The organism is candidate division WOR-3 bacterium, assembly GCA_026418155.1.
In the GTDB taxonomy this organism is placed as follows: Bacteria; Hydrothermota; Tepidihabitantia; order Tepidihabitantales; family CAIPLT01; genus JAOABV01.
Genome location: JAOABV010000046.1, coordinates 1 through 13,099, shown reverse-complemented (window position 1 = coordinate 13,099; position 13,099 = coordinate 1). Strand labels below are relative to the sequence as shown.

Here is a 13,099-nt window from a genome sequence, read left to right as displayed (position 1 = left end):
GTATCGGGCTTCAGAATGACAGCCTGGCTCTTTTGTCATTCTGAGCGTAGCGAAGAATCTCAAATGCCGAGGAATATTGAATTTTACACCTCAACATAGAATGCCGAAAGACCGGCAGTTGAGATGTTTCGCTACCGCTCAACATGACAGATGAAGTAACCCTCGCATTCATTCTGAACCAAATTCCGCAAGACAATATATCACCCTGCCATTCTGAACCCAATACAGCAGAAAATTAAGATGTTGAATCCTAAATATCGCTTTTCCGTATCAACTCTTATTTTTCTGTATCTTCAGTCGCTAATGCCTACAGCACTACTTCACATTAAATCTTTTTAAAGTTCTCAAAAACTTTTACTTGACAACATTAAAATTGAAGATTATACTTTATTCGTTATGGCAAATTTGCTCTTGGAGGCAACATGAGAAAGCCTTATGTTGTGCTTGTGCTATTTTTGTGTTTATCGGTTAGTTTTGTCTTAGTTAAGGCTCAACCGACAATTTCGGATGCAACAAAGTTGAATACTCGCCCCTGTCTTTTTGATGGCACCATTGAACCGCAATCAGGCACGGCTCGTAATGTTTATCTTGCTTCGGTTCGTTATTATGACCCAGATGGTAAAAAACCATCGCGAATTGAAGTCTATGTTGACGATATAAGTTATCCTTTGAAAAGAAAAAGCGGTAAATCTAATGATGGAATTTATCAATGCAAACTGACTTTACCCCCGGGCGAACATTTATATTATTTTTATGCAGAAGATGAATATGGTAAATCTGCCCGTTTTCCAAGATATAGTGCAAAAAAAGGACCCTTAGTTGGCGTGACCAAACCGCTTTTTGAACGAACCCGTTTAACTAAAGGTGGTGTGTATCAAAAATCAGGGACTGATAAAACATATTACACTTATACTGTGAACTACTATGACCCCAATTGTAATCCACCGAAAGAAGTTGCAGTCTATGTTGATTGTATCAAGTATCCGATGCGTCTCCATAAAGGCACACCTTCAAATGGCACTTATATCGCAACCTTAAATCTGCCTGCAGGAAAACATGCCTATTATTTTCGCGCGATTGATAACTTAAACAATTGTATCTCTTTGCCGGAACAAGGTTTTATTCGTGGGCCTGAAGTTACTGAAACTTACAATTCACCACCACGATTATTTGATGTTAAACTTGACCCGATTATCGGTTACAAACCTGAAACTTTTACTTATTATGTAACTTATCTTGATGAGGATTTTGATGCGCCTTCTTTAATCCAAATTGTAATTAATGGCGAATCTTATCCGTTAAAACTGAAACAAGGTAAACCGTATAATGGTGTTTATACTTTTAAGACCCAACATTATCTCGGCAATTATCACACATACCATTTTTATTGTGAAGATGGCCGCGGTGGTAGTTGTCGAATTCCAGCAACCGGTAATTTCCACGGACCGGTTGTTTTAAGATAAGATGCATAATTCAATCCCAAAAGCACGAAAGTATGAAAGCCGAAATCTTAAAATCTCTTCTAACTTTCGTTTTTTTTGTATTTTTGTGATTTAAGATAACAAATTGAATAACGGAGGTAAAATGATACTAAAGAAAAAATCAACAATATACCCAATCTTCCTGTTATTGATTTTCTGTGCAATTGCTTTGATTGTTTTGCCGATTAGTTGTAAAAAGAAGAATCGGGCTCCAGAAAAGCCGACACTTACTGGACCAAGTTCCACATATGATGGTAAGATGGAGATTTATACGGCTAAAGCCAAAGACCCAGATAAAAATGAAGTGCGATTTATTTTTAACTGGGGTGAAGGCTATGTTGACACTTCAGATTATGTTGCATCAGAAGAAGAATATCAGACTGGCTACGCTTTTCAATCTCCAGGTCTGAAAACGATTAAGGTTATTGCTCAAGATATCAAAGGTGCTACTTCTCCTGAATCTGACCCGCTTAGTGTTACTGTCCAAGTCAATTACAAACCAACTGTTGATTCAGTTATTACTTTAACCCCACCTGATTCTTTTATGGCAGGTTATCCCATAAGATTCTCGACTACTGCCCGAGATACAACTGACTCTGTTTATGTTAAATTTATGTATAAAAAGAAAACCGCTACATCCTACGATACTTTAATACGACAAGGACCAGCACCATCACCAGCAACATTTACAACTACTATTACCTTTAATACACCAGATACCTATATTGTTCGAGCCATTGCTATTGATACCAAAGGAAAAGAATCTGATACATCTAAAGCAGTAAAGTTATATACTCAGGGTCCGAGCATTTCAACAATTACCGCAAGTGATGAAGTTATTATTTCTGGAGCATATGTCTATTTTTCTGTTATGGCTTATAGTTCAGATTCCGTGCAAGTCCGATTTATGCATCGCAAGAAAAATATTACAACCTGGACATCAAGAAGTTGGCGGAGTTATTTACCATCTGGCTCAACATTTGAAGACACAATAACTTTTACCACTACCTCAACTGACACATATATTATCCGAGCAGTTGCCAAAGATAGCCGAAATAATTATTCGGATACTGCACCGCCAGTGCAATTAGTAGTTATTACTCAGGGTGCGATTCGTCCAACAATTGACACAATAATTGGGCCTGGTCCGTCGCCATTTGCGACTTTTGCTCGCAGTGTATCACCTTATCGTTATATACCTTTTACCACAAGAGCCTTTGATGCGGTTACAGAAAGTGTGCAAGTAAGATTTATGTATCGCAAACCCAATGCGACAACATATACCCTAAGGTCCTGGCTTCCTCGGAAATACACTGGTTCCATATTCAGAGATTCGATTAATTTTCCAGTTCCTACGACACGACCGGATACTTATATAATTAGAGCAATTGCCCGAAATAAATTAGGTGCATTGTCTGATACCACACCACCATTTATAGCCATTGTTGTTGGCTGGGAATTTCAAATTCCTGATGAATATCCTTTTACCAGTTCACCAGCATTAGGCTTAGATGCTTCTAATCGTTGGCGGATATTTATTGGTGCTCAAGATGGTTTCTTTTATGCAATTAAACCTGAAGACGGCACCCAAGCCTGGCGAGAAGCAACTGTTTCTGCTGGATATCCCAATTATGAAGAAGTATCAATCAACGCGACACCAGCAGTTAACCAAAGTTTAGGAAAGATTTATTGTGGTAGTGAAGAAGGTGAACTCTATTGTGTTTCCACTAGTGGTACGACGCGTTGGCGCTATCCAGATAGTTCGTATGATGGTCTAACTTTTAATGAGTATGGCTCATCTGCCGCGATTGGTGCAGATGGTAGAATATTTGTCGGTTGTGATGACTGCTTCTTATATGTGCTTCGTGATAATGGTTCAAGTTCAGATACCATTAAAAGATACTACGCAAAATTAGAAATTGCATCTTCGCCGGCAATTGATGCGCAAGGTTTTGTTTACTTTGGTGATGATTCTGGTTATGTCACAAAACTAAATTCCAATGGCCAACTTCAATGGCGACGCCGAATTGGCATCAGCGTTCAGTCATCTCCAACAATTGTCTCTGACCGGGTGTATGTTGGCACTGAAGACGGTTATCTATATGCTTTAAGCACCTCAACTGGAACTCCACTTTGGCCTTCTCCTTATCAAGCAGGTGACGGTATTCGTTCTTCACCAGTAGTTGGAACCGATAATAATATTTATTTCGGATGCGATGATGGTAAACTTTATGGAGTTACTCCTACAGGCACAGCAGTTTCTGGGTTTCCAGTTCAATTAAGTGATGAAGACATTTCTTCTACTCCGGCGATTGCTTCAAATGGTACAATCATTGTTTATACTAATGAAGACAAAGTTTTTGGCGTCAGTCAATCCGGTAATATCCTCTGGCAAGTCACACTTGCTTCAGCCAAGAAATCTTCTTTCCGACATACCAAGCAGTCAAAATTTGATGTCTTCCAACCTTCTCCCACAATCGGTCCTGATGGCACAATCTATGTTGCTTCATCTAATGGCGGTGGAGTTTTTGCCATTAAAGGAATGGTACCTGGTTTATCAACAACCTCACCTTGGCCTAAATTCCGCCACGACATCAGAAATACCGGCCGCGCTAATGCTCCCTTACCATAGAATTGAATATTTCTACAATCCCCGGGTCTAAAAAACCCGGGGATTTTTTATAAAACAAAAATCATTTATCAGTTTAAAAATCTTGGATAATACTTGTAAATTTAGCCATCCGTAGTTGACAATTAACGATTTTAGATTTATAGTATAGATATTTTATATTTGTTGGAGGAAAAATGAAATTAATAAAAACCAGCCTTATCTGTCTTATTACAATTATAAATTTAATCTATGCAGATATTGTAATGACCGCTCAGATGCAAGATTTAACCAAACCAAAAGAAAAGCCTTTGATTCAAACCACATATCTTAGTAAAGAATGTATTCGGATAGATGCAAAGGCAGAGAAATTAGATATCGCAACAATCTTTCGCGGCGACAAAGAAATCTTTTGGATAATTGATAATAAGAAAAAATCTTATACAGAATTAACCAAAGAAGATTTGGCAAAGATGCAAGAAATGATGAAAGATGCCACCAGTGCTATTGAGCAAGCCCTAAAAAATCTACCATCAGACCAGCGAAAAAAGATGGAAGAGATGATGAAAAAACAAACTGCAGAAAAGACCAACATAGTTTTCAAAAAAGTTTCCGGTGGCGAAAAAGTTAATCAATGGCTTTGCGATAAATATGTTGGTTCTATTAATGACCAAAAGGTCATAGAACTCTGGTCCACTGATTGGGAAAAAATCGGTCTAAAATTAGAAAATATTAAAGTATTTGATAAAATGAAAGTATTTTTTGAACAAATCGCTAAAGATTTTGCATTTAAATTCCAGCCGGTGGAAACCGAGAAGAGAGATAATATGTATTGGGGTGTTCCAATAAAAATTGTCGAGCAGGAAAAAGGTAAACTCCTCAGTTCCTACGAAATTAAAGAGATTCGACAAGAAGAACTGTCACCTTCACTATTTGAGCCACCCAAAGGATATAAAAAAGAAAAACTTAACGACAAAGAAAAAGGAGAATAAGACAATCTTTTGATTTGGCTTTCACTAACCTGAATTACAAGTAAATGCGATTTGGGTTTCATATCTCAATTGCGGGCGGTTTTCGTAAAGTTGTTGACCGTGCCTTAAAAAAACATTGTCAAACAATTCAACTATTTTCCCGAAATCCTCGCGGTTGGGAGTATCCGCCTTTAGATAAAGATGATATAAAAGAATTCCAACAGAAAATTGCTGAAGCCAACCTCAGTCCAATCTATGTTCATATGCCCTATTTACCTAATTTAGCCACGCCAGATAAAGAATTATTCAAAAAATCCCTTAGTTCACTTATCACTGAATTAGAACGAACCGAAACTTTATCTGCGCAATTCCTAATTATGCATATTGGCAGTCGAATGTCATCTTCAGAAACTGAGGCCTTAAAAAGAGTGTGTGATGGCATCAATCAAGCACTCAACAAAGTCAAAAATTCTATAATCCTACTTTTAGAAAACACCTCAGGTATGGGTTCAGAAATCGGTTATAACTTTATTCAGATAAAAACAATCTTGGATAATCTTGACGATAAAAACCGATTGGGCGTTGTGATAGATACTGCCCATATCTTTGAAGCTGGTTATCCAATTCATACTAAATCAGGTTTAGATAAAACCTTAAGAGAATTTGATGAACTTATCGGCTTAAAAAGATTATATCTCCTTCATCTCAACGATTCTAAAACTGATTTGGGTTCAAGAATCGACCGGCATTGGCATATTGGTGAAGGTAAAATTGGTTTAGACGGATTTAAAAATATTGTTAATCATCCTTTACTGAAACATCTACCTGGAATTATGGAAACTCCCAGGACTAACGACAAAGAAGACTTAAAAAATATGAAAGTAATAACCGCGCTAGTCAAAGGTTGATTATTTTTTGTGAATGCCCGGCACATAAGAACTGCCTTGATTCTCATCTTCCCAAATTTCTACTTTGGTAACCGGATATTTCTTCTTAATCTTATCATAAAAGTGTTTTGCTAAATTTTCTGTGGTCGGATTAAACTTATAGATATCATTTAAACATTTGTGGTCCGGCAGGATTGTTTTTAAATACTCCTTAATTTCTCTAAAATCATAAAGCATCCCAGATTTTGGTATTTTTGAACTCGTAATATGAACAACAATTAAATAGTTGTGACCGTGTAATTCCTCACATTTCCCACTATAGTCTTTAAGATAGTGTGCAGCACTAAATCTTTGTTTAACAATAATTGTCCAAGGCATAAATAAGTAAAACAAAACACTTAGGAAAAGTCAAGGCTAAAAAATCAGGAAATTTCATAATCAATCTTTTTTTCCATAGTTTTACTTAAATATTAGCAGAGTCTAATCTGTCCTCTTAGGTAATGTATAATATTTTGTGTAAATTTAGGATTGGTATGTTAAAAATAAAGTATATCCTTCGATGGACAGTAATAAAAAGGGGAACATACCTAATGGAAGAAAAAAGAATTTACACAAAATTCTTGATGCCTTCTGTTCTTAACAATCGTTGACATTTATTATTTATAAAATTATAATTGCCATATGAAATCAACTAAATTTAGAAAAAAAGTTCGAAATATCTTTTTATTAATTATTATTCTTTTGTCTTTTATTTGTGGAATAATTTTCGCGGGAATTTTCCGTTTGCGAACCGGATTACCTTCTCCTGAAGAAATCAAAAATTATCAACCACCGGCTTCAACTAAATTACTTGATTGTAAAGGAAGATTAATCTGCGAATTTTTTCAGCAGAGAAGAACCCCAGTACCTTTGAACCAGATTCCTCAGATGTTGAAAGACGCTTTAATTATTGTCGAAGATAAAAGATTTTATTCCCACTGGGGCATCGATATAATTCGATTTTTTGGCGCAACGCTTCGTAACCTAAAATCATTACGATTTGCCCAAGGTGCAAGCACAATCACTCAACAATTGGCACGCAATATGTTTTTAACTCAAGAAAAAACTATTAGTCGCAAAATAAAAGAAGCGTTATTAGCCTTTGAACTGGAACGGAATTACTCTAAAGATGAAATTTTAGAACTTTACTTAAATCAAGTATATTTTGGACATGGGGTTTACGGTGTTGAAGCCGCAGCCCAAACCTATTTTAACAAATCGGTAAAAGACCTTACCTTACCGGAATGTGCCCTCATTGCTGCTTTGCCCAAAGCTCCTCATCTTTATTCTCCGTATGTAAATCCATCAGCCGCATTAAAACGACGAAATCTCTTTTTAAGAATGCTTTACAAAAACAAAAAAATTTCCCAAACTCAATTAGAAAAAGCACTATCTGCGCCACTCGGTGTATTACCCAAAACCGGATTCAAAAATGAAGCACCGTATTTTGTTGAGGAAATAAGAAAATACTTATCGACTCGTTATGGCGATGACTTCATTTATAAAAGTGGCGCTACTGTATATACCACTTTGGATTTAGATATGCAACAAAGTGCAAACCAAGCATTATTAACTAATCTGGAACGAATTGAAAAGGATTACAATCTTCCTCATAAAAAATTGCGCTATGATTCACTTGTCACAAAGGATACGCTCTTAAAGCCCAATTATCTGCAAGGCGCTTTAGTCGCAATTGACCCTAAAACCGGCTATATTCGAGCAATGGTTGGCGGTCGAGATTTTCGACAAAGTCCTTTTAACCGGGCAACACAAGCAAAACGCCAGGCTGGTTCAGCCTTCAAACCTTTTGTCTATACCGCAGCAATTGACCAAGGTTTTACACCAGCAGATTTAGAATTAGACGAACCATTTTCCATCACAATCCCAGGTGTTCCTGAACCTTATGTTCCAGTAAACTTTGACCACCGCTTTATGGGCAAAATGACCCTGCGTCGTGCCTTAGCATTATCCCGCAATGTGGTAGCGGTACGACTAATAAGTAAAATCAGTCCTGAAGTTGTAGTTCAATATGCTACTCGAATGGGTATAAATACGCGACTGCAACCAGTTTATTCTTTAGCACTTGGTTCGTGTGATGTGTCATTAATTGATATGACTTCAGCCTTTTGTGTCTTAGCCGATGGTGGATATAAAACAAAACCAATCTACATTCTTAAAATAACTGATGCTGATGGCCATACTATTGAAGAAAATACGATTGAGATTACTCCAGTAATCAATTCTAATGTGGCTTATGTTGTTACCAACATGCTTAAAAGTGTGATTGATGAGGGAACCGGCTATGCAATCCGAAAACTCGGGTTTAGCTATCCGGCAGCAGGAAAAACCGGCACTACTGACGATTATACTGACACCTGGTTTATTGGTTATACTCCGGATTGTGTTTGTGGCATCTGGGTCGGTTACGACCAAAAAAAGACCATATTCCACAATGCCACTGGTGGTGGTGTTGCAGCACCAATCTGGGCTGATTTTATGAATGGAATTTCTAATATCATCTCGGGAAGTGATTTTCCAATGCCAGATAGTGTCACGACAATGCCAGTCTGTGATTTAACCGGCTTACTGGCAACATCCCGTTGTCCCAAAGTCAGAAACGAAGTCTTTATTTCAGGTCATGAACAAAAAAATGAATGTCTGTATCATAAAAAAGGCGAACCGCTTCACGAATTTCAAGCGCCTGATTACAAAGCAACTGAAGGATTTTAGTTGAGACAACGCAATTCGGAAATTGAAAATTAAAACTAATGAAATTAAATTTACTGACATAATATTGATAATCAACAAATCACGAATTTTTCATCAGAATTATCAGTCCAAGAAGCAAACTTCAAAACCTTCTGTATTATCAATTTACCAAAAACTTTTTGATTATTACGGTCCCCAAAACTGGTGGCCTGCAGAATCAGACTTTGAAGTCATTGTAGGTGCAGTCTTAACACAAAATACTGCCTGGCGTAATGTGGAAAAAGCCATAAACAACCTTAAAGCACATAATCTATTAACACCGAAAAGACTCTGGAATGTTTCTGACAAGCAACTAAATCATTTGATAAGACCTTCTGGATTTTATCGAATCAAAGCAAAACGGCTTAAAGCCTTACTCGATTTTATCATTAAAAAATATGCAGGCAGTATCAGAAATTTAAAGAAACAAAAATTATCTATCTTAAGACAAGAATTGCTAGAAATTCCTGGTATCGGAGAAGAAACCGCAGATTCGATTCTATTGTATGCCTTAAGAAAACCCATTTTTGTGGTTGATGCCTATACTCGAAGAATCTTTTCTCGGCACAATTTTTTTGAGTATAAAACATCCTATGCAAAGATACAAGAATTCTTTATTAAGCATCTACCAAAGTCAATTACCGTCTATCAGGAATATCATGCTCTACTTGTTAAATTGGCAAAAGATTATTGTCGAACTAAACCCAATTGTTCTCACTGCCCTTTATCGCAATTGTTTTCTCAGATGCGAATTGAGTCAAAAAGAAAATGATTTTCTATCTCATAATTATTATAAATTTTAATCAGTTAGATACAATTAGTCCTATAGCAAAAGCCGAATCGACCAAAATCGTCAATTATTCAAGCAAGAATATTATCTATCTTCCTCAAGATGAACGGATAATTCTACTCGACTCAGCCCAAGTGAACTATATTGACCTTGAAGTCAAAGCCGATTCAATTGTATATAATCTAAAAACAAAAACCCTCAGTGCTTATAAAAATGTCAAATTTTCCACTGCTACGGATAAAATCGACGGCACCGAATTGCATTATAACTTAAAATCTAAAAAGGGTGTAATGTTACGAGCCAAAACTTCAGTTGCTGATGGATTTTTTCAAGGTCAGGAATTATGGCTAATCAAAGAAAAAACCTTACAAGTTGCTGATGGTTATTATACGACTTGTGATAAAAATCCTCCGCATTATCATTTTTATGGCAAACGACTTAAAGTTTTCCTTAATGATATGGCAATAACTCAACCAATTGTCTTAAGAATTCGACAAGTCCCAATATTAGCCGCACCATTCTGGTTTTTTCCCATTGGCAAAGAACGAAAATCAGGACTTCTACCTTTTAAGGTTGGGCAGTCCAAAACCGAAGGTATTTATCTCAAAGGGCTATCCTATTATTTGGTAATTAATGATTATGCAGATATAACTTTAGCATTAGATGCAATGGAAAAAAGAGGGTTCCAGCCAAAACTTGAAGGTATTTATATCGTGAATCCTTATGCCCGTGGACAACTTTTGCTCTCTTATATTTACGAATCACAGGCTAAACGCCATCGTTATAGTATTAATTCCAAACATACTTCTAAATTTTTCTTTAATTCTAATTTAGATGCTTATATTGATTATCAAAGTGACCAGACTTATTTACCCGATTATGCGGAAAATCAAGTGCAATGGTTAAAAAAAGAACTTTATTCCCAAGTTTCTCTTAATCGTGATTTTGCCAAAATTGGCCGAACTCATCTTTTATTAGAACAAAGAAAAGAGTTTGAAAAATCAATTACTGATTGGAAATTACCTGCCTGGTCGATGAATTTCTATCGAGTACCGCTAATTGCTAATTGGAGTATTACCCCGGGTATCGGCTTTGCTAATATTGAAAAGATTTTTGATTCTACTGCCATTAATCCTATTCGTCGTAAAAATATTATTCGCTCAATAAATAGTCGAGTTACTTTAGCGAATCCTAAAACCCCAATCGGTGTTTTCGATTTACCAATATCGAGCAGTTATAAAATTTCTAAAAACATAACCAACACTACTTCGTCAGCTCGCGAGTTTAGAGCAAGCACGGGTTTTTCCACAGCCCAGAATTTTCTTAGCACCCTCAACATAAATGAGGGTATCAGTTATAACCATACCATCATCTATACCGATACGACAATACCTCAAGTTGTATACGATTTTAACATTAGTTCGGATATAACCTTGTTTAGACTTTTCAAAATAGGATTTTTAGGAGTTAAAGATATTTTGCACAAAGTCTCACCGAGTATAGCAATCAATTTGACACCGCAGACAAAACATTATGGTATTTGGGGCATTCCGCGCACTGATACAACTCCTCAGAATTTGAGTTTTGGATTTGGTTTAAGTAACTATTTTCAAGGAAAATTTTCTAAACCAATAACTATGCTAACAAAAGATACAATAACTGCTGATACTATAATCAGACCAAGAGAAACTAAACACCGACAACGCGAATACATCAAACAGGACTTAGCCAGTATCGGATTCCAATCAAACTATGATTTTAAGGCGAAAACTTTAGCGCCACTTGCTATTAATGCTGATGTCTATCCGATTAATCAGGAGAATATTAAATTACAGTCATCTCTCACCTTAATTTATCCTTGGCAACTAAAACCATTAAACCAAGTCCGAATATCAGAATTGTCCATAAACTCTTTTTTTAATTATCTACTTACTAAAACTGATACGATTACGAATGAAGAATACGGCATCAAAATTACTCTGATGCATCTCTACATTGCGAGCAGTGATGGTTTTTCTCCGCTTAAGTCATTCTCTCATATGCTTAATATAACTCTTTCCTTAATACCCAAATCGTGGCATTTTAATATTATCTCAGGATATAACTTTAAAGAAAAAAAATTGACTGACTATAATATTTCAATTTGGAAAGACTTACATTGTTGGGAAGCGATTATCAATATCAATCGACTTGGACCTAAATGGGCATATGACTTCAAAGTGCGAATAAAGAAAATACCAGAAGTATCTCTGGGCAAAGGAATGCTTGGCTTCATACTACCAGTGCAATAAAATTGATAATTTCCAATATAAAATAGAACCGCCGAAATAAATTAAAAAGAAACCAATAAATTTTGAAAAAATTTTTTTCTTTTTGGTCTTCATCATAAGCATTATAATTTTGATCAATTTTCTTCAGAATAGCACTCGCTTCACTATCCGATACGCCATTCAATTTGACTAATGTTATTCTCCCCACCTTATCATAAATATCATATTTAGCTTACTGTCTCGTTATTTTAATTACTTTTAATTGAAGGTCTTAACTTAAATCCTCAGTCCCAAACTAACTTTTAGTTAGCAAAAATAAATCCTAATTAAACGAGATAATAAATAATCTTTTCTGACTGCTTTTAAATTTGCTATAAAAAACGATAGATAATGGAGAAGATTACTCCCATTAGAAATAATAATCAAATTTTTTACAAAATTGTGAATAGGGTATTTTATGGGTATAATAGAAACAGCAGGCCTCGAGCAAACTAACTATCGGTCTGTTTGAAGATATTGTGGAAAATTGGAATATGGATTTAATGAGTATAATAAAAATGCCGGCACTAACAAAATGAACCACCGGCCTGTTTGACCGAGAAGGTAAAGGATTAGGCGACTTTATCTGCTATCCTATTGATTATCCAGAAGTTAAATCATTCGGTCACTTAAAAGACAATCTGAATATCTGTAGATTGAGCGGTCAGATGGGTATGCCGGCGGGTTGCCGAGGGGTATGCCCCCCGGCCTGCCCCCTGGCTTGCCGACCGGCTTACCTATTAGGTTACCGAGGATGTCAGGGAAGCCTGTGATTAAAACGATATTATAATTGAATTGGTTTTAGGAATGTCTATTAACAAAACCAGCAGGATGAAGCATCAAAAAACGGACAGTAAAGAATAGGCTTATCTTTAATTTACAGAATTTCCACAAACATTGACAATATCTAGGTAAAAGAATATGCTTGTCTTTAATTTCCCAGAATTTCCATAAACAATGCCAATGTCTCGGTAAAAAGAATATGCTTATCTTTAATTTACCAGATTTCCACAACCATTGACAACAATATCTCTAAACAATCTGACACCATAGGTACTTGTTGAAATTAGTAGCGTACACAAAACATAGATGACATCCAATTAAAATGACTTCTTATGAGTTTTTTGTTGAATTTGTTTATAAATTATCCGGTTTTATAATTTGTGAATTTGTGTTTATGCCCGGGGTTTACAGATTATCTCTAATATTTTTGTATCAAAGAATCTTCGGCCATATGCGGGTTTTAAAACAATTGCTGTATCAGCA

The 13,099-nt window shown here is 36.0% G+C and carries 8 protein-coding genes; 7 read left to right on the top strand and 1 reads right to left on the bottom strand.

All coding sequences use genetic code 11. From position 1 onward, the window contains the following. Nucleotides 1-422 precede the first annotated feature (422 nt). The 4 genes from N2201_05785 (at nucleotide 423) to N2201_05770 (ending at nucleotide 5,968) form a co-directional block, all read left to right on the top strand. Entirely contained in the window at nucleotides 423-1,463 is a 1,041-nt protein-coding gene (locus N2201_05785; protein MCX7785719.1) for a hypothetical protein, read from the top strand. A 121-nt stretch (nucleotides 1,464-1,584) separates the two neighbouring features. Further along, nucleotides 1,585-4,113 carry a PQQ-binding-like beta-propeller repeat protein gene (locus tag N2201_05780; protein MCX7785718.1) on the top strand — a complete coding sequence of 843 codons (2,529 nt, stop codon included), beginning with the start codon at nucleotides 1,585-1,587 and terminating at the stop codon, nucleotides 4,111-4,113. Nucleotides 4,114-4,286: 173 nt separating this feature from the next. Beyond that, nucleotides 4,287-5,081 carry a DUF4412 domain-containing protein gene (locus tag N2201_05775; protein ID MCX7785717.1) on the top strand — a complete coding sequence of 265 codons (795 nt, stop codon included), beginning with the start codon at nucleotides 4,287-4,289 and terminating at the stop codon, nucleotides 5,079-5,081. A 44-nt stretch (nucleotides 5,082-5,125) separates the two neighbouring features. Next, entirely contained in the window at nucleotides 5,126-5,968 is an 843-nt protein-coding gene (locus N2201_05770) for a deoxyribonuclease IV (protein MCX7785716.1), read from the top strand. Here N2201_05770 and queD read toward each other — a convergent pair whose 3' ends face one another. Next, complete coding sequence (gene queD / locus N2201_05765; protein MCX7785715.1) at nucleotides 5,969-6,325, bottom strand: 6-carboxytetrahydropterin synthase QueD; 357 nt, start codon at nucleotides 6,323-6,325, stop codon at nucleotides 5,969-5,971. Nucleotides 6,326-6,628: 303 nt separating this feature from the next. On the opposite strand from queD, the gene N2201_05760 reads away from it, so the two are divergent. The 3 genes from N2201_05760 to N2201_05750 are packed head-to-tail and all read left to right on the top strand — an operon-like array spanning nucleotide 6,629 to nucleotide 11,815. Then, nucleotides 6,629-8,716, top strand: a complete 2,088-nt coding sequence (locus N2201_05760; protein ID MCX7785714.1) for a PBP1A family penicillin-binding protein — start codon at nucleotides 6,629-6,631, stop codon at nucleotides 8,714-8,716. Nucleotides 8,717-8,738: 22 nt separating this feature from the next. Next, nucleotides 8,739-9,506 (top strand): endonuclease III domain-containing protein, encoded by a 768-nt coding sequence (locus N2201_05755; protein MCX7785713.1) that lies wholly within the window; start codon nucleotides 8,739-8,741, stop codon nucleotides 9,504-9,506. Next, on the top strand, nucleotides 9,503-11,815 hold the full coding sequence (locus tag N2201_05750) for a putative LPS assembly protein LptD (GenBank protein ID MCX7785712.1): 2,313 nt from the start codon (nucleotides 9,503-9,505) through the stop codon (nucleotides 11,813-11,815). Before N2201_05755 ends, N2201_05750 begins: the two co-directional genes overlap by 4 nt. Nucleotides 11,816-13,099: the final 1,284 nt, after the last annotated feature.

Coding starts and splice junctions, on each gene's coding strand:
- N2201_05760 (MCX7785714.1), top strand. CDS start 6,629: ATGAAATCAACTAAATTTAGAAAAAAAGTTCGAAATATCTTTTTATTA.
- N2201_05770 (MCX7785716.1), top strand. CDS start 5,126: ATGCGATTTGGGTTTCATATCTCAATTGCGGGCGGTTTTCGTAAAGTT.
- N2201_05780 (MCX7785718.1), top strand. CDS start 1,585: ATGATACTAAAGAAAAAATCAACAATATACCCAATCTTCCTGTTATTG.
- queD (MCX7785715.1), bottom strand. CDS start 6,325: ATGCCTTGGACAATTATTGTTAAACAAAGATTTAGTGCTGCACACTAT.
- N2201_05750 (MCX7785712.1), top strand. CDS start 9,503: ATGATTTTCTATCTCATAATTATTATAAATTTTAATCAGTTAGATACA.
- N2201_05775 (MCX7785717.1), top strand. CDS start 4,287: ATGAAATTAATAAAAACCAGCCTTATCTGTCTTATTACAATTATAAAT.
- N2201_05785 (MCX7785719.1), top strand. CDS start 423: ATGAGAAAGCCTTATGTTGTGCTTGTGCTATTTTTGTGTTTATCGGTT.